Source organism: Hyunsoonleella rubra, from assembly GCF_042684665.1.
Classification (GTDB): domain Bacteria; phylum Bacteroidota; class Bacteroidia; order Flavobacteriales; family Flavobacteriaceae; genus Jejuia; species Jejuia rubra.
Map to the genome: position 1 here is coordinate 16,725 of NZ_JBHULY010000024.1, position 24,210 is coordinate 40,934.

The window sequence follows — 24,210 nt, forward strand, 5'->3', positions numbered from 1 at the left end:
AAATTTGAGGTAGCCAGTTATAAACAATAATAACTTAAAGTAGCCTATCAGTTTGGGTTGCTTTAAGTTATATTTTTTAGTGCATTTCAACTATGAGAAAAAAACCTATCAAGTTTTTAAAAGCCCCAATTCTCCTTTGTTTTTACTTTTTAATTTCTTTTCAGGCCATAAATTCCCAGAATGTTATATGGGAAAAAGCCAGTGCTGGAAAAAAGGTACTTTCTAAAAACGGAGCAACCTCTGAAGTATATAGCCTGAAGCAGGATGCTTTTGAAGAAAAGCTAACTTCTATATCTGCATATCAGCCTATAATGTTAGGTTTTCCGGTTGACAATGGTGAGCTGTTGGAGTTTCGCATTAAAGAGACGAATACAATGCATCCTGATTTAGCAGAGAAATTCCCTGATATTAAGAGCTATCGAGGCATTTCAACAGATGGGACCAATAAATCTATTGCGTTTACATATTCTTCTAAGTGGGGCTTCAAAGGGGTTTTTGAAAGTGATTTGCACGAAAAAAGGGAGATTAGGAATTTGGGGAGTGCACTTTATGAGTTTGTGGTTAATTCCGCCTTAAATAATGACGCTACATTTATATGCGAAATGGAGGAATATATAAGGCCAAATAGTTTTGCACGTGGAATTTTAGATAGAGACGTAGATGATGGGAATTTGAGAAGATATCGTTTGGCGCTTTCAGTGAGTGGAGATTATTCACAGGTGTTCTTGGATGGTTCGGAAGTGGACGATAGTGAAAGAAAGGCAAAGGTCATGCAGGCAATGGTAAATTCCGTGAACAGGTTAAACGGTATTTTCGAGCGTGATTTTGGCATTATCATGCAGTTAATTGCCAATTCTGATGCCTTGATATTTCTAAATCCTTTGACCGACCCATTTACAAGCGGGATCAGTTTAAGAAGCCAATTGGTAAGCACTTTAAATAATGAACTTTCCGACAGCGATTATGATGTAGGGCACTTATTTCATAAGGAAACCAACAGAATATATGGAAACGCTGGCTGTATTGCCTGTGTTTGCACAGATGGACAAAAAGGGCAGGCCTATAGTGTACATGGAAATCCGGATACTGACGGTATGAATCTATTGGCGGCTCACGAGTTTGGTCACCAATTTGGAGCCTATCATACACAAAGTAGCAGAAACTGTAGAAGTGGTCTCAATAGCGAGGTGGAACCTGGAAGCGGTAGTACGATTATGAGTTATGCCGGTATCTGTGCGCCGGACGTACAACCCAGTTCTGATGATTATTTTAATTACACTAGCATAAGGGATGTAGCAATCTGGACAATTGACAATTCCAATTGTGCGGAATTGATACCAACTGATAATAACGCCCCAGTTGTGGTTGAAGGGGCAGATTATGTGATTCCAAGCAGTACAGCTTTTGTGTTGGAAGGAAATGCTTCCGATCCGGACGGGAATGAAACATTAACCTATTGCTGGGAGCAAAACGATCCGGAAGACCCTAATAGTACCGTTCCTCCTGCGTCCACCAATACTATTGGGCCAATGTTTAGATCTTTACCGCCAACCTCTGATAACAAAAGATACTTTCCTAGGTTGGACGATATCTTGGCCAATAACTTGAATACTACATGGGAAGTGCTCCCGTCAGTATCAAGAAGGCTAAATTTTGTTTTAACCGTAAGGGACAATGATTTAATTGGGGGGCAGGTAGCTGCAGATGCAATTGCCGTTGATGTAGATGCTAATGCAGGACCCTTTAATGTTACTTCTCAGGCAGATAACACCGAAGTATGGACGGTAGGCGATGCTGTTACTGTTACCTGGGATGTGGCTGGGACAAATTTATCGCCTATAAGCACCGAACAGGTGGAGATATTATTGTCAACCGATGGTGGGGCCACGTTTTCATCCAGTTTATTGGTTACGGATAATGATGGAGAGGAAACCTTTAATTTGCCTGATGTTGAAGCTACATCAAGTGCAAGGATAATGGTCAAGGCCATTGATAATGTGTATTTTGCAGTCAATCAGGAAGAGTTTACGGTCCTAAAATCGGAATACGCCATTTTATCAGGTGAAACTCATGTTGACGCCTGTAATTCTGAAGACGCCGTATTTAATTTGGAATATAAAACTTTCCTCGAATTTGAGGAAGAGGTGGGTATTTCAGCCTCTAATTTGCCAACAGGAGTTAGTGCCACGTTTTCCGAAGATACATTCAATGGAGCACATTTGGATGGTACGCCTTTTATCGTAACGTTATCGGGATTGGAAGGACTGGATACTGGAACTTATAATTTCTCAGTTGATGGTTTGTCTGGAACTTCCAATATTGTTAAAAATATCAATCTTCAATTTACCATTTATACGGCAAATTCGGTTGCAATAAATTTGGTTTCACCTATTAACGATGCTACTTCAGAGGCATTAGAAGTGGATTTGATTTGGGATGAAGATGCCAATTCGGTGTCATATCAGGTACAAATTGCAACTGATGATACATTTGTTGATATTATTGAAGACTTTGTTACAAATGAAACTACATTTCAGCCTTCAGGCTTGGAAAGCAACCAAAAATATTATTGGAGGGTAAAGTCTTTTAACCCTTGTGGATCTTCGGATTTTTCTCCAGCTTTCAATTTTTCAACGCAATGTATTGCACCAACCGATATGAGTTTGGTTTCAACAGAAATTGAATCTATTGAAATAACATGGGAGGATGCATCAAGCACTTCGTCATGGACGGTGGAGTACGGTTTGGAAGGCTTTACATTGGGTACCGGGATTGTGGCTCAATCTAACGATAAACAATTTAAAGCTGAAGCTTTGGAGTCTGGAACAAAATATGATTTTTATGTATCAGGAGATTGTAGTGTTGGAGGCAATAGCACATATATTGGACCTTTTAGTGTTTACACGAAATCGGACTATTGTGCTGGAGACCGCTTTTATGATTCGGGCGGAGCAGACGGCAATTATGAAGACAATGAAAGTATTACAACCCAAATTGCTCCAGATAATGAAACAGATAGGGTTAGAGTGGTCTTCAATACCTTCGATGTGCATAGTGGATTTGATTATTTGTCAGTGTACGATGGAGAGGATAATACCGGAAGCTTTTTAGGTGCGTTTACTGGTGCTGAGTTAGTGGGGCAAGAATTTGCATCTACACATGCTTCTGGTGCGCTAACATTTGTATTTTCCTCAAACAGTTTTTTAAACTTTAGTGGTTGGGATGCAACCGTTTTTTGTGAGGAAAAACCAAATTGTTTTGAACCAATTGATTTTGAGGCCTCTGAAATTAAAGGAGATGAAGCTAGCTTTGTATGGACGGGAGTTGGTGAGGAAAGCAGTTGGGAACTGGAATATGGGCTGGACGGTTTTTCTCAAGGAAATGGCACAAAAATAACTGTTAATGAGGAGTTGGTAACAATTTCAGATTTAATACCTCTGACGACCTACGACTTTTATATCAGCACTATTTGTGATGTTGGCGGATTTAGCGAAACTGTAGGCCCATTGAAAATAACAACCACTGAATTGTGTTCAACGCCTTCAAACTTGCGTATTACTAACTTTACTAATGACACGGCAACGGCCGAATGGGATAATTTGAATAATGACGTTTCTAGTTGGGAATTGGAGTACGGTGTTTTTGGATTTGTTCAAGGAACAGGAACTTCCCAGGTCGTAAATGAAACAAATGCTGCAATTACTGGTCTGTCATCTAATATTCGTTATCAGGTTTATGTTAGAGCTAGTTGTGAAGCTGAGGGGGATGGATTTAGTGATTGGATCGGGCCAGTAGATTTTACTACTTCCCTTGATTATTGTGGGGGAGATAGGTTTTATGATTCTGGGGGGCCAAATGGAAATTATGCAAATCGGGAAAATACCTTGACCACAATTCATCCGAATACTTTAGACGAAAGAGTAAGGGTAGTGTTTAATAGTTTCTTGGTGGAAACTTGTTGCGATCGCTTACGGATTTTTGATGGGCCTGATGCCCAGTCCCCTTTAATAGGGACATATACTACTAATCCCGGTACAGTTGTCTCGTCTCATGAGAGTGGTGCATTAACGTTTTTGTTTACCTCAGACAGCAGTGTAACACGAAGTGGCTGGGAAGCTACGGTAATCTGTGAATCCAAACCCAACTGTTTAGCACCAACTAATTTCAGCTATACCAATTTAGAAGCAAAACAAGTGAGTTTAAATTGGCAACAGGTGGATAGTGAGACTAGTTGGACTGTTGAATATGGTGTGGCTGGTTTTGTTTTGGGAGAAGGAAACGAAGTAACCTCAAATACTACAAGTAAAATATTAACTGAATTAACACCAGAAACAAGTTATGAAGTTTACATTAAGGCAAATTGTGCCGAAGGTGGATTCAGTGATATAGTTGGACCATTAAGGTTTACAACGCCCGTTGCTTGTTTTGTTCCTCAAAATGTTAACATAACAGCAGTTAGTACAACTAGTGCCAACGTTACATGGGACAATGGTACGGGCAATGAAAATGAATGGGAGATTGCTTACGGTGTAAGGGGATTTCAATTGGGTACTGGAACTCGTTTGGTGCCTGCGGACAACGAAATAACGATTGAAGGGTTGATCTCTAACACTGAATATGATGTTTATGTTAGGGCCAATTGCGCTGATGACGGGTACAGTGATTGGTCATTTGTGAAGACTTTCAAAACAGACTGCGAATCGTTGCTTGCACCTTATACAGAGAGTTTTGTTACTACCAACGTAACCCCAGATTGTTGGGAGCAGAGCAGTAATGGAAACTGGAGTTTCAATACCTTTGCCAGTTCCGGAGCGTCTAGTGTGCAGGATAGGAATCCTTTACGGAATTCCAACTATGCTTGGTTAGATGGGTCTTATAGTGCATCTAACGGTGATTATATATTATATTCTCCATGGGTGAATATCTCGTCCTTAACCCAACCGGCTGTAACTTTCTCTGCTTTTAGTAAGAATATTATTAACGAAGTTTACAACACCCTATATGTTACCTTGCGCGACTCAAATGGGGTTGCATTTGAAGATATCATTGTAGTTGACGGAGATACGGGTATTTGGAAAGATTTTGTAATTGACTTGAGTGCTTATGCGCTAACATCAAATGAAATTCAGGTAGCCTTTAAGGTTCGTTTAAACACCGAAAGTAGCAGTAAGCGATATAATGATATCCTAGTTGATGAGGTTAGTTTTGATGAATTGCCATCATGTACCAATCCTATAAATCCAGTAATTACAAATGTTTTGGGAAAATCTGCAGAATTCTCGTGGGAGGCTACAGATGACGAAACCATTTGGGAAATACAATATGGTTTTGCCGGATTTACATCAGGTGAGGCCCTGACCGTATTTACTACAACTACTACTTATGAGTTTAGCAATTTGTTGCCCGAGAGAGCTTACGATGTTTACGTAAGGGCTATTTGCGATATAGGTAATGCTAGTGAATTTATTGGACCTGTGCGGTTTACTACAACAGAATTATGTCCAAGGACTACGAACTTCAGTTTTGTATCTTCAACAACTTCCACGGCATTACTTTCATGGGATGATTTACCAGATACCTCAGGTTGGGAGGTAGAATATCATACAAATTTCTTTACTCCAGGAATTGGAACGGGTACCACCCAGATGTCTAGTACAAATTCAATTAATTTGGAAAACTTATCATCTGACACCTTCTATTATGCCTATTTAAGAAGAAATTGTGGGGAGGAAGATGCTTATAGTGACTGGATGGGCTATATTACGTTTCGTACTCAAATATCCTGTTTTGTTCCTACAGGGTTAAGGTTTACCGATGTCACTAAAAACAGAGCTACAATCTTATGGGATGACAATGAGGATGTAGAGGAATGGGAAGTTGAATATCATACAAGTTTCTTTTCACCCGGAAATGGAGTTGGTGTAACGATCACTTCAACGACTAATACATTAGATATTGAAAACTTAACTCCCAGCACACTTTATTATGTTTTTTTGAGAAGTAATTGTGGAGCCGAAGATGGGTATAGTAGGTGGGCAAGTTATATAGCTTTTAGGACGCCTTTAAGTTGTGCTGTTCCAACAGGATTTGTAGCCAAGGATATCACCAAGAATAGTGCCGTGCTGGAATGGGATAGTGCAAGTGATGCCACAGAGTGGGAGGTTGAATACCACACAAGTTTCTTTTCACCCGGAAATGGAGTGGGAACCACTGTAACCTCAGCAACCAATTCGGTATTGATGGAAAATTTGTCGCCCTTTACAAATTATTATGCATATGTGAGAAGTAATTGTGGAGCGGAAGACGGTTACAGCGCTTGGACGGGTTATATATTTTTCAGAACGCCATTGAACTGTACGGATCCAGTAGGGTTTGTTGCTACGGATATTACAAAAAACAGTGCCATGTTACAGTGGGAAAACAATAGTGGTGCTGAAGAATGGGAAATAGAATACAACCCTGGATTCTTTACCCCGGGTAATGGAGTGGGCACAGTTATAACTACTACATCTACCCAACAAGAGTTACAGAATCTATTGTCTGATACGTTTTATTCTGTTCATATAAGAAGTAATTGCGGGGCCGAAGATGGATTTAGTAATTGGATCGGTTACACTTTTAGAACTGAAGTATCCTGTAATACGCCTACTGGAATTATTTTTTCAAATATTACTGACGATGCGGCAACAGTGGAATGGGCCAACAGTAGTGACGCCAATGAATGGGAAATTGAATACAGTACTACAGCCTTCAGCCCTGGAACAGGGGTAGCAACTCAGGTTACAACCACCTCAAATTCTTTAACCATTGATAATCTTCAGCAGGATACAAGGTATTATGTTTATTTCAGAAGTTATTGCGGGGTAGATGACGGCTATAGTAACTGGGTAGGCTATTATTCATTTAGGACCTTAGTATCTTGTAGCGCACCAACTGGATTTAGGGTGAATAGCGTTACTAAAAATACTGCTTCAATAGAATGGAATAACAGTAGTGATACAAGCGAATGGGAAATAGAATACCATACCTCATTTTTCTCACCGGGTAATGGAGTGGGGACTTTGGTTTCAGCAACATCTAATGCTTTTACTATAGAAAACCTATCTCCTGATACTTTGTACTATGTGTATCTAAGGAGCAAATGTGGATCAGGTAATGGTACAAGTAATTGGGTAGGCTATGTTTGGTTTAGAACGCAGGAATCCTGTGTAAGGCCTACCGGATTTTCGGTAAGTTCACTAACTAAAAATACAGCGATGTTGCAGTGGGATACGGATACAAATGTCAACGAATGGGAAATTGAATACTATCCGGATTTCTTCAGTCCTGGTTCAGGAGTTGGAACGCTTTCCACTACTTTAACCAATCAAATAGAGTTACAGGATCTCTCTTCTGATACGCTTTATTATGCCTACGTTAGAGGTAATTGTGGTACCGACGATGGCTATAGCGAATGGGCGGGTTCTATTACCTTTAGAACCCAAGTTTCTTGTAACGCCCCAACTGGATTTGTAGTGACCAATATAACCCAGAATACAGCATTGTTAGAATGGGCAAATGGGGCTGATGCCGATGAATGGGAGGTAGAGTATAATACAGCTCCTTTTACTCCAGGAATAGGCGCAGCTACCAGTGCAACCGCATCATCCAATACATTACTTTTGGAGGCGCTAACGCAAGATACACCATATTACGTTTATTTAAGAAGTAATTGCGGTGATGAGGATGGCTTTAGCCGTTGGGTAGGGCCGATTAGTTTTAGAACTTTAATATCCTGTCCGGCACCCACTAATTTTAGCGTAATGGGTTTAACGCATAATAGTGCGTCTTTAACTTGGGATGATGATGATAATGCAGAAGGTTGGGAAATAGAATATAACACGGCGCCATTTGTGCCTGGCAACGGAACTCTGGTAACTTCAATATCAAATTTGGTTAATCTAGATAACCTTGATTCAAGTACCACCTACTATGCTTCTTTAAGAAAGGATTGTGGTGAGGATGACTTCAGTATTTGGACAGAGCAAATAAGCTTTACTACGCTATGTAATACAGGTTCGGATAGTGATAATTTATTGGTAAACGGTAGTTTTGAGTGTGGCTATTTATCACCATGGACGGTAAGTGGTACTGCAGCTTTTTCTGGATGTAGTTATAATTTCACCGTCTTAAATAATTCTGGTTCAATTTGTTCTATTGTAAACGAAGTGGTTCCTACTGACGGAAATTACGCGGCATTTACGTCGTTTGATGGTCAGGCTGGTTACGTGTATATCCTTGAGCAAAGAATTGATATTCCTGCAGATATTGGTAGCGCTGATGGTGCCATATTATCTTTTGATTTTAAGGTAAATTATCAAATGACCTATAATAATCCAACTCAAGAAAGGATTTTTGAAGCAAGGTTTACCGACTTAAGCGGTGTACAATTGTTTCAAGTTGAGGAAATACGATTTGGATTAGATCCAGCTATTGGTCAAATAGAAAGTTCATTCAGTGAAGATATATTGGCAAGTTTAAATGCGTATGCAGGAGAAACGATAGTGTTAAGTTTTACGGCATTCGTCCCTGAGAGCAATACGGGACCTTCAAAAGCATTAGTGGATAATGTTTCATTGATCATTGAGGAATCACTTTCAAGTTCACAAAATGGGCTAGACAATAAAGATTTACTGGTTTACCCAATTCCAAATAATGGCGAATTTATAGTGGAAAACAAAGCCGTAGGGTTAATCAAAACTATTCAGGTTTTTGATGTATCCGGAAGACTGATAAAAGATGAGAAGCTCAAAAAACCATTGCGGAAGGCAAATGTAAGTCTACAAAATGCGGATGCAGGATTCTATTATGTTATTGTCGGAATAGAAGGTTCCAAGTACACCAGAAGAATAATCGTAGATTAAGAATTCTAGAAAAGGGGCGCATTCGGGTTTGAGCGTCCATTTATTATATTTTTAGGTCGAAAAGCAACAGAGAGAAATTCATTCCTTTAATTGAAGACTTTTTAATAACCTCCAAAAAATGGAAAATATCATTGCAGACGAATAGGTATTTGAATATACCTTAGAACCCCGAAGTTGGAAGTGGGATATATTTTAAATTTTCCGTAAATTTATTTTGGAAACTGAAATCGGAAACTGTGGTGAAGCCCAACGTAAAAATCAGGAAAATGAAACTATTGCGTTTTGGACGGGATTTTAAGCCGGACGAACGCGTTATCCTAAGGGACTACCTAGCTATAGAACGCACCCGTTTAGCGAACGAAAGAACATTGCTGTCCTATATCCGGTCTTCATTGTATTTATTGATAGGAAGTATCGCTTTTTTCCAATTGAAAGAATTCCCGAATTTCAAATATTTAGCCCTTGCCTCTCTCGTGTTTAGTGCCCTGTTCTTTATCATAGGCGTTTTCAGATTTACTACCTTAAAGCGGAGCTTAAAACGATTGTATTATATGACTGAGGATTTGGAGAATAAGGATTAAATACTATTGATTTCTTAGAAATAATAGTTTTTTACCATTTTTAAGTTCTATGGAAATAGTGTCATTTTTAATGAGCCTTAACGATTTTCTTTCTTTGCGTTTTTCAAAAATCAATCTGTAAAGAGTAATGTTTTCGTGGTCATCAGTAAATAAAGAATCCACTTTTTTTAAAGGGCCAAATTTATGGGACCTCACTTTGTTTACAAGAGTATTTGGATTAATACTCTTTTTCGTTTTTATAACAGCTCCTAAGCCATTTTCTCTATTTCCTGAATACTCATAGAAATAGCCAACATTTAGTAATAAATCATTTTGTTGATCTAATTTTAAGCGCGTAAACCCAAATTTTTCTTTTGGTGCCTGCGGGTCAATGAAATCATAGTCATAATAGTGAGCTGCAGGACAGCTAAATAAGGTTAAACAAATTAAAACTAAAGATAATGTTCTTAGGTGTCTCATTATTCAGAAATTAAATAATTATAAAAACTGCTATTGAGTTCATTTAAAACTTCAGGAATAACCTTAACATATGATTTGGTTTTTTTAATCACTTTCCCCTTTTTATAGAACGATGCTCCGTTTTTAAGATCCACTGGCTGCCAGCCCATGTCGTATTTACTATTGATTTTGGTGTGAATAGATAACGGCTCAAAGCTATATTGCCCTTTTTTGAAGCTAATTTTGATATCATATTTTAGATAAAAATACTGCTTGTCCACCTCAATAGCATTGTCCTTGATGCCCGAAATTTGTATTGCTTCATTTGCAATTAGAGATATAATCGTCCTATCAGGATGCTCATAAGTTGCTTTAATCCATAGCAGGGTTTTGGTGTATAATTCGGTTTGTGAAAAGCTTTTGGCCTCTATTGTTAATGATTCAGGAGATAGCCCATCTATATTGAAGCCGAATTTTGATTGAGTGTAAGAGGCATTGCTGAATATTAAAAGTATAATAATAATTGTACTTCTCATTTGATAATGTTATAAATGAAAATTCTCAAAAAAATTGACTTAAAAAGCATATTATTTTAAGGCATAAATAGGGTTAATACTTATTCTTTTGTTGCTCATTTATCGTGAAAGCATCATAACTTTGTCCCAAATATTTTGGTTGACGGGAATACCATTTTTTAAGTTTTCTGTTTTTCTGAGCCGACTTCGTTCTCCCGGGTAATATGTTTTATCATCCGGATGTATGGGTTCTACATTATGCGTATAATCAATAATTTCATTTATTAATTTTTCTTGTAAAGTCGTATCATTGAAAACTTCGGGATAAATACATAAATATACTTGAGAAATACCAGTTTCTATTTCATTTAAACTAATTCTATATGTTGAATTTCCTGCGGATAATAATGTAGCCAGCATATCTAAAACTATAGAAAGCGCTGAACCTTTCCAGAAACCTATCGGTAGCCCACGTTCTTTTTTCGAGATTTTCTCGGGATCCTTAGAGAGTGTATCGTTTTCGTCCCAACCACCATAAAAAGGTAGCTTTTCCCCCTTTAACTTATAGTCATTTATCTTTCCAAATGAAAACTGGGATATGGCCATATCTAAAACAATATGTCCGTTTTCTCGAGGTATAGAAACAATAAAAGGGTTGTTACCTATACGGCTATCTTTACCTCCCCAAGGAGGCATATTGGGTTGGGTGTTTGTAAAAAGTATGGAAATGCAACCAGCATCCGCCGCCTGATTGCCATAACTGCCTCCCCTCATCCAATGATTGGTGTTACGCAAAGCTACCAAGCCTATACCGTGTTTCTTGGCCAGTTCCGTAGCCCTATTTGTGCAGGTTATGGCATTGACCACTCCAGATCCAAAATTGCCGTCCCATCGTTCTATACTGCCAAAAGCTTCTGCTTTTTTGGCTTGGGCATTAACTTTAATGATCCCTTTTTCTATGTATTCAATGAAAAGTGGTACGCGATTTATTCCATGGGAATTCACGCCAACTAAGGTACTTTCAGTGTGCGTTTCGGCAATTAATCTTGCATTCTCCTCGTTAAACCCGTATTTAAGAAGCAGTGTATATAATGTATCCTGCATTTCATTTGCTGAAACCCGTATGATGTTTTCTGTCACTTTGATGAAAATTTATGGTGCATTAAGAATTAATCAAAATACAATGCCTACAAGTTACGATATATAGGCCATAAAACGAAAAGCCCCAGATTCCTCTGGAGCTTTTCAATTTTTGTTTTAGAAGTTAATCTATTTCTTAATCACTCTAACATTCATCTCCTCCACTTTTTTATCCGAAAGTGGGGAAGGAGAGCCAAACAATAAGTCCTCGCTGGTGCCCGTTTTTGGGAAGGCCATCACTTCGCGGATAGAGGCTTTTTTCTCTAAAATCATCATTAATCGGTCCACACCCCAAGCGATACCCCCGTGTGGTGGGGCCCCGTAATGAAAGGCTTGGTACATGGTGCCAACACTTTTTAGCATTTCGGCCTTATCATAGCCCATGTTTTTATAAGTGGCTTCCAAAATTTCAGGTTTGTGCGCACGCACCGAACCGCCACCAATTTCGTAACCGTTTAGGATTAAATCGTATTGTTGGGCAATGATACTTCCAATCTCTTCTTCTTTACCATTGAGGTGCTTTTCAATATCCTGTACTGCCGGCATCGAAAATGGGTTGTGCGTAAAGGTCCAGTTGCCTTCCTCGGTTTTTTCAAACATTGGGAAATCAACCACCCAAGCTGGCCGTAATTCCTTTGGATTGATGAGCCTTAACATACGTCCCAGTTCCTGTCTAACGGCATCCAAGGCCTTATTGGCTGTTTCATAATCCGAGGCGGAAAAGAACACGACGTCACCCACTTGTGCATTCGTGGTTTTAATGATGTTTTCGGCAATAGCTTCACCTAAAAATTTAATGATGGGCGACTGTAAATCATTTTCATTCACAATGATATAAGCCAGTCCACCCAAACCATGGTCTTGTGCAATTGCTGTTAACTTTTCAATTTGTCCTTTGGACAAACGCTTACTGCCCTGTTCCTTTGCAGATACTTTTATGCACTTTACGATGCCGCCTTCGTCAATAGGTTTGCTAAATACTTGGAAGGTAGTGTCCTTCACAATATTGGTGATATCCTTTAATTTCAGGCCAAATCGTAAATCGGGCCTGTCGCAACCATAGTTGTCCATGGCTTCTTTATAGGTCAGGACTTCAAACGGACGCAAAATCCATTTTTTGCCATAAATTTTGCGGACAATCTCATTAAAGAGTTTGGTGTTCAAATCGATAATCTCATGCATGCTGGCATAGGCCATTTCAATATCCAATTGAGTAAATTCAGGCTGTCGGTCGCCACGGGAATCCTCATCCCTAAAGCAACGGGCAATTTGAAAATATTTTTCATAACCGCTCACCATCAAAATCTGCTTAAACTGTTGTGGTGCCTGAGGTAGCGTGTAAAATGAGCCAGCCTTTTTTCGAGTGGGTACGATAAACTCGCGTGCGCCTTCATCAGTACCTGCCGTTAAAATTGGGGTTTCAATTTCCAAAAATTCCTGCTCGTCCAACATATCGCGCATCAATTTAATCACCTTATGGCGATTCACGATAGCACGGCGCACATCATCATTTCGGTGGTCTAAATATTTATATTGAAAACGAACCGTTTCGTTGGATTTGCTCGCCCGTTTGATTTCAAAAGGCAAGGTTTTGGACAGGTTTAAAATTTCCAATTCCGAAGTTTCCAATTCAATGGTGCCAGTTCGTAACGAAGGGTTGTAATCATCGGGGTTACGACGCACCACTTCGCCGGTAACCATAATAACAGATTCCGGTTTTAGTTTCACCAATTCGTCTAGATTGGGGAAAGATTCACGGCTTAATCGCACTTGGAAAATCTCATGGCTGGAATCCCGAAGGTCAATAAACATCAACTCCCCGTGGTCGCGAACACTGGAAACCCAACCGGCCAAAGTCGCTTTTTCAGAAATGGAAGCTTCGCTTAAATCCGAAGCTTTATGCGTACGATAACGTTCCTTGATAACCATTGGGATTTCAGGCATCCCATCGTCATCTTTTGCTCTCGCCTCCTGATTCTTGGTTCTTGTTTCTTTTGTTTTGTCGCTCCCACTTCCGTCTTCCGTCATCGGACTTCCGTCATCGCCAGAAAGCGCATCCAAAATCCGCTGGCGAATCACTTTTCCAGATGCCCCCTTTCCAATAATACCAATCACCTTTCCGACTAAAATCCCAGCCTTGCCTTGGTTTCCAGATTTTATATCGTACGCAATCCCTTCATTTTCAACGATTACTTTTTTGATGGCATCATCAATCTTCGTATCCGAAATGGTATTTTCCTCAAAGTATTTATTGTAATCAAAAGTGCGGTCTTTCAGGTATGAAGTAATTGCATTTTGCACCAAAACCGAAGTGATTTTTTCTTCCTTGAACAGTTGAAAAATTTCAATTAAATGCTCGATACGATGGATATCCCCATAGTCTTCCGCACCAATATTGTTCACCAAGGTTTTTGCCACAAAAGACGGGTCGTTGATGACCTTGTTAATCGTCATAAACGTCTCCGAGCGTAACGCATCTGCTGTAAAAAACTTGGCATCCTGAGGTAAAACACCGCCACCGATTAGAATGCGCTCCACCGCAAAAGGCAGGGCAGAAGTGTCCACATCGATGCGTTCAATAGCATTTGTGATATTGACAAAAGGCAAATCGGGTTCGGAAATAAAACGGTAGTCCGCTTCAAACTCCTTTTTTCGCATGGTTTTGGTCTGCTTCAAATCCGCGTCAAACAATACCGTAGTCTGGTCTGGGCGAAACTCCTTGTGCTCCAAGAAATAGTTGAGCTGTTTTTCCACCTCTTCCTTTAAGGCATCCACCATAAATCGGAAGGAGTTGAGGTTTTTGATTTCCGTACGCGGATTTAAGTTGTAATCCCGCTTTCTTCGCAGGGATACCGATACATCGGATTTAAACTCGCCCTTTTCAAGGTTAGCCTCAGAAATGCCTAAATTTTGAACAATACGCTGAATGTACTGCGCATAAATGGACGCATCCTCAATATGACGAATACATGGTTCTGTAACAATTTCAATTAATGGCACACCTGCCTTATTGAAATCCACCAAAGAGATGTTTTTTTCGTGCATCAATTTCGCCGCATCTTCCTCAATATGCACCTGTGTTAAATTCACCGTAAATTGCGACCCATCATTTCTAAAACAGGATACCTGTCCGTCAGGAATAATCGGATGATGGAACTGCGTAATTTGAATATTCTTTGGATTATCCGGGTACTCGTAATGTTTTCGGTCCCAGGAGATTACTTCGTTTTCAAAAGTAGATTTTACAGCTTTTCCAAAATAAATCGCTTTGGTAATAGCCTCCTTGTTTATGGCCGGTAGTACGCCCATTTGTCCCGTACAAACAGGACAGATATGTAGATTTGGAGTCTCCGTTTCAACATTTGGGCAGGAACAAAACAACTTGGTTTTCGTGTTCAGGCGCACGTGGGTTTCCAGTCCGATAACCAGTTCCAACTCGTGCTTTTTTAACAGTTCATTTAATTGTTCCAGTTCCATTATATCGTGTCTTTTAAGAAGTTAGCAAACTTCAAAACAAGTGCGTCGTTTCTTTTTGAAGCGGTAATTTGTAGTCCGGTTTCAGTGCCTTGGGGTACCGTTAAAGTTGGCAGTTGCCCCAAGCTAAATCCAACCGTGTAAGCATCGGATAAATACATCGCCAATGGGTCTTTCAGGCTGTCCCCAATTTTCGGCGGGGCACTTGGAGTTACAGGTGATAATATCACATCCACCTCCTCAAAATCTTTTTCAAAATTTGCGCTGATGGCATCCCTTAAGGCCAATCCCTTTAAATAAATTTCATCCGAAAACCCTTGGGACAATACTTGGTTGCCCCCAACAATGCGGCGTTTGGTTTCTTCTGAAAAATTCTCGGAACGGGTAACCGAATAAGTCTCTTTTAAATTATCGGCTTCAATACGATTCCCATAATTCGTACCATCCAGTCGGGAAAGGTTGGATGCGGTTTCTGCCATGGCCAACGTGTAATACGTAGACACCAAAGTATTCGATTCAAAAAAGTCCAAAGCCTTCACTTCGATGCCTTTTGCTTCAATTTTTTCAATTGCACCTAAAAAATCAGCTTTAATTTTGGCGTCAATAGCTTCGCTTGCAATAAAGTTTTTGAAATAGCCTACGGTTTTTATGCTTTCAGAATTTGAAATGTTTTCTTCTGAAATTTCTTCCGAAGCATAAGTAGTTTGGTCCTTCACGTCATGACCGCTCATCACATTCAGCACAATCCGAATATCCTCAATAGTTTTTGCAATTGGCCCCACACAATCTGTGGACGAGGCATAGGCCATCAAACCGTAACGCGAAATGCGCCCATAAGTGGGTTTCAAACCATAAACACCGTTATATCCAGCCGGTTGCCGTACAGATCCTCCCGTATCACCCCCAATGGAAAATACTGTAAAATCCTTGGCCACGTTTACGGCCGAACCGCCACTGGAACCGCCACCCACTAATTCAGGGTTTTTGGCATTTTTCACCGCGCCAAAAATGGTGTTTTCACTGGAAGACCCGTGTCCAAAACTGTCACAATTTTCCTTTACCAACGGAATCGCGCCAGCATCCAATAATTTTTGGATAGCCGTTGCTGTATAAGCCGATTTATAATTTTTCAACAAATCCGAACTGGCCGTCGTCAGCGTGCCCTGCACCATGTAAACGTCCTTAATGCCAAAGGGGATGCCCTCCAGCAAACCAATCGTTTCGCCGTTTGCAATTTTGGCATCCACTTTTTCGGCTAAATCCAAAGCCATGTCGTCCAACAAGGAATTCACCGTGTTATGGGAATTTGGCCGTAACCCCTCCAATTTTTCCTGAACCAAAGCGGTGCAGGTGATGTCTCTGTTCACCAATTGCTGATGAATATGTCGTATCTTCGAATCCATACCTAAGCGTCAATTACTTTTGAAACTACCAAATAGCCGTTCTTTTCCTTTGGAAAGTTTTCGATGATAATGTCCCTTTCGGCCTCAGAACTTGGAATCACAACGTCTTCTCTCAAATCATCCAAAGAAACCGCATTATTGTGGTGATTAAAGGCATTATTATTTGAAGTATCGGCATTTTTAATCACCTCAAACAATGCATTCACTGTTTCCGATGGCTTAGCGCCTTTAATGCTGGACAGCACGTCCACCGTCATAATTTTACCCATTTTTCAACTATTTAGATTAAAAAAAGCCTTCCGCAATTGGAAGGCTTTTCAATATTTTTACACAATAACCTTCCAATCCTAGCACGCAGGATTATTGAAATTATTATTGTTATTGTTGTTTTTCATTGTATTTATCGGCTCAAAGATATGTAAATAATTATAGTCTGCTCAATTTAATTTACACGGGGTTTCACTATTGCCAATTTCACAAAAAAATTGATTTTAATTTTGAAGTTTTAAACGGAATCGGGGTAATTGTTCGCTTTGAATTAAACCAAAGGTATAATAAATTGTTAGTAAGAGTTGAAGGGTTTTAAAAATTATTAAGTTCGTCTTTTACAAATAAATTTAACAGTTTTCTTGCTTTGTCAAATTGCACATGTATTACATTAAGGCACCGGATCGTAACCTGAACCACCCCAAGGGTGGCAACTAAAAATACGTTTTATTGATAGCCAGCCCCCCTTAAACAAACCATGCTTTTCGAGGGCCTGCTTAGAGTAATTGGAGCATGTGGGTTGATATCTGCAAGTAGAGGGTGTAATCGGGGATATCAACGTTTGATAGACTTTGATAAGGAACAGGAAGGGTGCTATTATTACTTTTTTGAACACTTTGATCGTCATTCCTACGAAGGCAGGAAGCTATTTTAGGATTATATGGATTCCGCATCACACTTCGACTGCGCTCAGTGGGACAGTGCGGAATGACAGAAATGTTTAATTTAGGCTGAAGGTCGTCCCGTCTTTGCCGTCTTTTAAAACGATGCCAACAGCTGCAAGCTCATCACGGATTTTATCCGATAGGGCAAAGTCCTTATTGGCGCGGGCTTCTTGTCTCAGTTTTATCAAAACCTCAACAGCTCCGGACAGTTTGTCCGTACCGTTGTCACCTTTAGTGCTGTTTTCCAAGCCAAGGATATCAAAGGCAAAGGTTTTTATGGTTTCGGAGAGCGTTGCTAAATCCTCCGCAGAAATGGTAGCATTCCCATCTTTAATTTGGTTGATAAACTTAACGCCCTCAAACAAATTGGCAATAAGAATTGGGGTGTTGAAATCATCGTTCATGGCATTGTAGCAGGATTGTTTCCAAACTTCGACATCAATGGATGATGTTGATGTAGGCCTTAAAGTATCTAAAAGATTGATAGCATCCATCAATTTCATAAACCCTTTTTCACTGGCTAGCAGGCCATCATCAGTCAAATCCAGAACGCTACGGTAATGGGCTTGGGCTACGAAAAACCGTATCACTCCCGGCGCAAAAGCTTTACTGAAAAAGTTGTTTTCGCCGGATAATAATTCATGAGGGTTAACAGTATTTCCAGTAGATTTTGACATTCTGGCGCCATTCAATTCCAACATGTTGGCATGCATCCAATAGTTGACCGGCGAACACCCTTTAGCGGCTTCGTTTTGTGCGATCTCACATTCATGATGAGGAAATTTTAAATCCATACCGCCACCATGTATATCAAACTTGTCGCCCAAATATTTGGTGCTCATGGCCGTACATTCTAAATGCCAACCAGGGAAACCATCGCCCCATGGAGAGGGCCAGCGCATAATATGTTGGGGCTCGGCTTTTTTCCAAAGTGCAAAATCTTGAGGGTTTTTTTTGTCGCTTTGGCCGTCTAAAGTACGCGTGTTATGAATCAGATCTTCAAGTACCCTTTTGCTTAGCTTACCGTATTGGCTGGTTTCATTAAACTTGTGCACGTCAAAATACACAGAGCCGTTGATTTCGTAAGCGAAATCATTTTCTATGATTTTACTTATTAATTCAATTTGCTCAATAATATGCCCAGTGGCGGTAGGTTCAATGCTAGGAGGGAGAAAATTGAATGTATTTAATACATCATGAAAATCTACCGTATACTTTTGAACGACTTCCATGGGCTCAATTTGCTCCAAACGTGCTTTTTTGGCCACTTTATCTTCACCGGAATCCTCATCATTTTCTAAGTGTCCCGCGTCCGTAATATTTCTTACGTAACGTACTTTATAATCCAAATGTTTTAAGTATCGAAATACTATATCAAAGGACATAAACGTACGCACATTCCCTAAATGCACATAGCTGTAAACCGTAGGTCCACAAACATACATACCAACATGGCCGTCGTTTATGGGTTTGAATACTTCTTTTTTTCCAGTAAGAGAATTATATATCTTGATGGGGTTAGATTGGTATAACTGCATTTGGTTTATTGATGAGTTATTCGTTTGGGACCGGATGTTTTTAAAATTGAGTATCTAACTTAATATAATCCAAAAACTCACGGCGCGTTGCCATATCTTTAAATTTTCCGCCAAATTCAGAGGTTACCGTGCTACTCTCTATGTCGCGAATACCTCTTGAATTAACGCAAAGGTGTTTTGCATCAATTACACAGGCCACATCTTTTGTTCCTAGTACTTCTTGTAGTTCTTTTACAATTTGGATGGTTAATCGTTCTTGAACCTGCGGACGCTTTGCATAATAGTCCACAATACGGTTCATTTTAGACAGTCCAACCACAGTGCCGTTAGAAATATAGGCCACATGTGCCCTACCAACAATTGGCAATAAATGATGCTCGCAGGTGGAATACACTGTGATATTCTTTTCTACTAGCATTTCACCGTATTTATATTTGTTTTCAAAAGTTGAGGCGCTTGGTCGTTTTTTGGGGTCTAATCCACCAAAGATTTCGTTTACAAACATTTTTGCAACACGATTAGGCGTACCTCTTAAACTGTCATCAGTTAAATCCAAACCAAGAGTTTCCATAATATGGCGCACATCATCTTTAATGATATCAATTTTTTCATCATTGGTCAATTTGAATGCATCGCTGCGCAGTGGGGTGTTTTCGCAAGAACCAATGTGTTCATCTCCGAATGCATCAAAATCCTCTAAATTGTTATTGAACTTCATAATGATCAACTCAAAATTTAATTTGCAAAGATAAGCATTTCAATTTTCCTGCGCCTGGCCTTAGCAAATAATTAATATGTGGTTAGTCTCTATTGTTTTTCCCAAATTACACCAAAAAAATAAAAGCCTGAGAATTTCAATACTCAAGCTTTTAAAATTATATGGAGACAAAGTATCTTTATATGTTAAAACCTAAGGTTAACGTAATGTTGGAGTTCTGTCTATCTATTGTAGTGGTGTCAATTAATCCAACACTATACAATGGCATTTCGTCCTCCCTTTCCCATCGGTCATAAGTAAGGTCCAATCTCGTGTTGCCAAAGTTGTAACCAAGACCCAATGAAAATCCGGTCAAATCACCAATAGTTGTGCCATTTTCATAGGGGCTTTCTTCAAAGCGGTAACCGCCCCTAAAACTGAATTGCTTGTGCTTAAATTCACCCCCCAATCTATAAGTGCTGGCATTGGCCAACATATTGTCAATATCTGCATTCAAATCTGGAAAATCGGCATCTGGTCTCAGCTTGGCACTACCATAGTTTTTGCGGGAATAATCAAAGCTCACTAAACCAATATTGCCAAAAACATATGCGCCACTGGCCGTAATTTTTGCTGGAGTTTGTAATCGGTAAGCTGGATAAATATTTACAACCTGAGGGTTGATGCTTTGTGTAAAGTCCAGTCCGTTGTCCACACCAGCGGTTCCAAGGAATTGGGTAGTTTCTTCTTCGATTCTATACCAAATAGGGGAATCGTAAGTTAAACCAACTCGGAATTCATCAGTCAATTTCAAAATGCCTCCTATCTGAAATGAAAACCCTGTACCCGTAGTGGCCAAATTGTTTTCAAACTCTATAAAATTAACATTTATTGCGTCAGGCGCTGGGTTCGGGTTATTCGAATTTCTTTCGAATAGCAGAGTAGAGCGCTCGTAATCTATGAAGTGTGAGTTGAAGTTTGCACCTATATATAAATTATCACCATATTGTGCTGAAAGATTCACAGCTATTTTTCCTGTGTAACCCGTGGAAATATAGGAATAATTATGATTGAAGTTGCCATCAAAAACATTTGCGAAATAAGAAGTATTTTCGTTCGCAGTGGTCTCCGGGTCCAAAATAAAAGATTCGTAACCTAAAAATGCCTGTTGGTGCGCAAAACCAAGATCATTCCCAATTGTAAAATATGCTTGATCTAAAGTTTCATTATCCAATGCCCGAATGTTTTCGAATCTCAGGCCATCTGCATAGCTGAAAAAATATCCAGCTATAGAATTGGCAGGAGCTCTAATAAAATTATCATCATCAACAAAAACTTCGTTATTAGTATTTGTGCCAGCGGCAACCCAACTATCGTCAAAAGAATTTGTTCTATCATAAGCCACCCCAATACTAAACTTCTTCCAAGGAGAATTACTGGTGTTTCTAAATACAAACGAAGCCCCGCCTTGAAGAATGTCGAAATGGGAATCATTGGTAGTACCCATTGTGCCAAAGTAGTTGGTATCATTATCAAATTCGGTGTTTCCTAAGGAAAAGGAGGCATGGCTTTGGCTAAACACTGCCGAACTGGCTGGGTTGATGCTTACCGCACTCATATCTCCGCCAAGTGCGCCAAAAGCACCGCTGAGTGCCCTAAAACGGGCTGTTCCTTGAATATTATCTTGAGAGTAACGCAAGGCGTCACTTAATTCCTGAGCGTAAATCGTAGACATAGATAGCAGACCTATGAACAGTAAATGGAGCTTTTTCATATCGAATGTTTTTTCTTAGTAATTTTGAGAATTAACGTCTTCTTCCGCCAGATGAACTTCTCGAGCTTCCTCCAGAGGATCCCCTTGAATAAGACCTCGAGCTACCCGAAGATGATGACCTTGAGTACGACCTATTATTACTGCTGCTTGAGCGTCGACTATAACTAGAATTATTATTGCTTGAACTGCTACTTCTTCTAGAATATGTAGATGAACCCGTACTTCTTCTAATAGGTGTTGAAGACCTTGATACGGTTGAAGACGATCTATTTGTTGAATAGGCAGGCTGTCTTGAACTGCTGCGTCTTACCGTAGAATTTCTATTGATTGTTGTTGGCGAACTTGAACGCCTGTATGTCGTTGCCGTTCTTCCATTATTGGAAGTTACGCTGCTTCGTCGTGTCGAACTATACCTTGATGATGGTGAGCTTATGCTCGAACGTCTTGTCACAGCACTACTGCTTCTTCGGACGTTGTTGCTTGAACTTCTTCCATATAAAGAGCTACTGCCCCTTCTGCTATTATTGTATGCATAACCATTGTTAAATCTATTGCCACGGTAAATACCGTTCCAACCCCAGCCGCCATTCCAACCCCAACCGGCGTTCCAACCCCAGTTGTTCCAGCCCCAGCCACCATTCCAACCCCAGCCGCCATTCCAGCCCCAGTTGTTCCAGCCCCAGCCGCCCCAACGGTTCCAGCGGTTCCAGCCCCAACCGGCATTCCAGCCCCAGTTGTTCCAACCCCAGCCCCAGCCAGCGTTAAACCATGGGTCCCAACCCCATCCCCAGTTGTTCCAACCGTTGTCGATGTAGTTAATGACCACTCTGTCATTGGTATCTCCCCAGCCGGCAAAGCCTTGGTAATCATTGTAAATAGTATCGTTTACAGCTAAATTTTCATCGGTGCTGTAACTATCAATATCCGTGAAAATAGCACCATTGTCCGTTGCTATTTCGTATTCTTGAGCTTTGTTCTTGAAGTAGTTTTCATAATAACCATTATCGTTTTGGCCATTTGCATTTATTTGAACCACAGCCTCTTTGCTTTCTTGATTTGACTTTTGGACCTGACGTTCACCATAAATACCATCGTTGTCCACACCAACATATTGATAGGACCCACAGGACACCAAAACGAAGAACAATCCGAGGATTGCCACGAATGGGAATTTGGTTTTGAAGTAGTCGTTAATTTTCATATCTCAAGAATTTTTATTGTTGAACATAGCAAAAAATAATTAGTTTTGCGCTACAATTTTTTTATTTAACATAGTCACAATATTTGTGCCAAAGAAGCGATATGAGCAAAAAATTGACGAGTAGGGCGGAGGATTATTCCAAATGGTATAACGAATTGGTGGTGAAGGCTGATTTAGCTGAAAATTCCGCAGTAAGGGGTTGTATGGTAATCAAACCTTACGGCTACGCCATTTGGGAGAAAATGCAAGCAGAACTGGATAAAATGTTTAAGGAAACAGGGCATCAAAACGCCTATTTCCCGCTTTTTGTACCCAAAAGTTTGTTTGAAGCCGAGGAAAAAAATGCTGAAGGATTTGCCAAAGAATGTGCTGTGGTTACTCACTATCGATTGCAAAGCGACCCTGAAAAAGAAGGAAAGCTTCGTGTGGATCCTGAGGCGAAATTGGAAGAGGAGTTGGTAGTACGCCCGACAAGTGAAGCTATAATTTGGAACACCTACAGAAACTGGATTCAATCCTACAGGGATTTGCCTTTGTTGATTAACCAATGGGCCAATGTGGTACGTTGGGAAATGCGCACCCGATTGTTTTTGCGCACGGCGGAATTTTTATGGCAAGAAGGCCATACGGCGCATGCTACCAAAGAAGAGGCTGTGGAGGAAACCAAATTGATGAATGGAGTGTACGCCAAGTTTGTTGAGAATTTTATGGCTATTCCCGTGATTCAAGGAGTTAAATCTGAAAGCGAGCGTTTTGCAGGTGCGGAGGATACCTATTGTATTGAAGCGTTAATGCAAGACGGAAAGGCGCTTCAGGCCGGAACTTCCCACTTTTTAGGACAGAATTTTGCAAAAGCTTTCGATGTGAAATTTGCTAACAAAGAAGGGAAACAGGATTATGTTTGGGCCACATCTTGGGGTGTGTCCACCCGTTTGATGGGTGCTTTAATAATGACTCACAGTGACGATAACGGTTTAGTGTTGCCTCCAAACTTGGCACCTTATCAGGTAGTTATCGTGCCTATTTATAGAAATGATGAGCAGTTTGATGCCATTGCCGAAGTTGCCAAGGAAATTATGAGTGATTTAAGGGATAGAGGGATTTCCGTAAAGTTTGATAAACGAGATACCTTAAGACCAGGCGCAAAGTTTGCACAGCACGAATTACAGGGCGTACCTCTAAGGATAGCCATTGGTCCCAAGGATTTGGAAGATAAAACCGTTGAGGTGGCCAGAAGGGATACATTATCCAAACAATCCGTGATTTTGGATAGGATTACCGTAGTGATTGAAGATTTGTTGGAAGAAATACAGGAAAATCTATTTGATCGGGCGTTGCAATTTAGGGAAGAACATATAACTCCAGTTGACAATTTTGATGATTTTAAGAAGGCACTCGAAACTAAAGGTGGATTTTTATCTGCCCATTGGGACGGTACTGCCGAAACCGAAGATAAAATTAAGGAATTGACCAAAGCGACCATTCGCTGTATTCCGTTGGATGTTAAGGAGGAAGAAGGGGTTTGCGTATATTCCGGAAAGCCATCAAACAAGCGCGTTTTGTTCGCCAAAGCCTACTAGTGCAAATTTTTTCAAAAAATTGTCGCACACAGTT

At 40.1% G+C, this 24,210-nt stretch carries 14 protein-coding genes; 3 read left to right on the forward strand and 11 right to left on the reverse strand.

Features of this window, described 5'->3' with window-relative positions:
- The first annotated feature begins 92 nt into the window (after positions 1–92).
- Both ACFSR8_RS10540 and ACFSR8_RS10545 read left to right on the forward strand, forming a co-directional pair.
- A complete protein-coding gene (locus ACFSR8_RS10540; protein WP_380291799.1) occupies positions 93–8,903 on the forward strand; it encodes a fibronectin type III domain-containing protein in 8,811 nt (2,936 codons plus the stop codon).
- Positions 8,904–9,169: 266 nt separating this feature from the next.
- Positions 9,170–9,484, forward strand: a complete 315-nt coding sequence (locus ACFSR8_RS10545) for a DUF202 domain-containing protein (protein WP_186562981.1) — start codon at positions 9,170–9,172, stop codon at positions 9,482–9,484.
- Between the two features lie 3 nt (positions 9,485–9,487).
- Here ACFSR8_RS10545 and ACFSR8_RS10550 read toward each other — a convergent pair whose 3' ends face one another.
- From ACFSR8_RS10550 to ACFSR8_RS10600, 11 genes are all read right to left on the reverse strand, one after another.
- Positions 9,488–9,943, reverse strand: coding sequence for a hypothetical protein (locus ACFSR8_RS10550; protein ID WP_380291802.1), 456 nt, complete (start codon positions 9,941–9,943; stop codon positions 9,488–9,490).
- The gene (locus ACFSR8_RS10555) at positions 9,943–10,458 is read right to left on the reverse strand and encodes a hypothetical protein (RefSeq protein ID WP_380291804.1); all 516 of its coding nucleotides are present in this window, start codon (positions 10,456–10,458) and stop codon (positions 9,943–9,945) included. The genes ACFSR8_RS10550 and ACFSR8_RS10555 overlap by 1 nt, the downstream gene beginning before the upstream one ends.
- Before the next feature lie 99 nt (positions 10,459–10,557).
- A complete protein-coding gene (gene yiaK / locus ACFSR8_RS10560) occupies positions 10,558–11,577 on the reverse strand; it encodes a 3-dehydro-L-gulonate 2-dehydrogenase (RefSeq protein ID WP_380291806.1) in 1,020 nt (339 codons plus the stop codon).
- A gap of 129 nt (positions 11,578–11,706) precedes the next feature.
- Positions 11,707–15,054, reverse strand: coding sequence for a bifunctional amidotransferase subunit GatB/aspartate--tRNA ligase AspS (gene gatB/aspS / locus ACFSR8_RS10565; protein ID WP_380291808.1), 3,348 nt, complete (start codon positions 15,052–15,054; stop codon positions 11,707–11,709).
- The gene (locus ACFSR8_RS10570) at positions 15,054–16,454 is read right to left on the reverse strand and encodes an amidase family protein (RefSeq protein ID WP_380291810.1); all 1,401 of its coding nucleotides are present in this window, start codon (positions 16,452–16,454) and stop codon (positions 15,054–15,056) included. Before ACFSR8_RS10570 ends, gatB/aspS begins: the two co-directional genes overlap by 1 nt.
- Before the next feature lie 2 nt (positions 16,455–16,456).
- Positions 16,457–16,723, reverse strand: a complete 267-nt coding sequence (locus ACFSR8_RS10575) for a hypothetical protein (protein ID WP_380291812.1) — start codon at positions 16,721–16,723, stop codon at positions 16,457–16,459.
- Between the two features lie 389 nt (positions 16,724–17,112).
- Positions 17,113–17,337, reverse strand: coding sequence for a membrane protein insertion efficiency factor YidD (gene yidD, locus ACFSR8_RS10580; protein WP_380291889.1), 225 nt, complete (start codon positions 17,335–17,337; stop codon positions 17,113–17,115).
- A gap of 105 nt (positions 17,338–17,442) precedes the next feature.
- Positions 17,443–18,924 carry a cysteine--tRNA ligase gene (gene cysS / locus ACFSR8_RS10585; protein ID WP_380291814.1) on the reverse strand — a complete coding sequence of 494 codons (1,482 nt, stop codon included), beginning with the start codon at positions 18,922–18,924 and terminating at the stop codon, positions 17,443–17,445.
- 40 nt (positions 18,925–18,964) lie between these two features.
- Positions 18,965–19,642, reverse strand: a complete 678-nt coding sequence (folE, locus tag ACFSR8_RS10590; protein WP_380291816.1) for a GTP cyclohydrolase I FolE — start codon at positions 19,640–19,642, stop codon at positions 18,965–18,967.
- A gap of 178 nt (positions 19,643–19,820) precedes the next feature.
- The gene (locus tag ACFSR8_RS10595; RefSeq protein ID WP_380291818.1) at positions 19,821–21,395 is read right to left on the reverse strand and encodes an OmpP1/FadL family transporter; all 1,575 of its coding nucleotides are present in this window, start codon (positions 21,393–21,395) and stop codon (positions 19,821–19,823) included.
- A 31-nt stretch (positions 21,396–21,426) separates the two neighbouring features.
- On the reverse strand, positions 21,427–22,596 hold the full coding sequence (locus ACFSR8_RS10600; protein ID WP_380291820.1) for a hypothetical protein: 1,170 nt from the start codon (positions 22,594–22,596) through the stop codon (positions 21,427–21,429).
- 101 nt (positions 22,597–22,697) lie between these two features.
- Here ACFSR8_RS10600 and proS point away from each other — a divergent pair, with 101 nt between their 5' ends.
- Complete coding sequence (gene proS, locus ACFSR8_RS10605) at positions 22,698–24,176, forward strand: proline--tRNA ligase (protein ID WP_380291822.1); 1,479 nt, start codon at positions 22,698–22,700, stop codon at positions 24,174–24,176.
- Positions 24,177–24,210 lie beyond the last annotated feature (34 nt).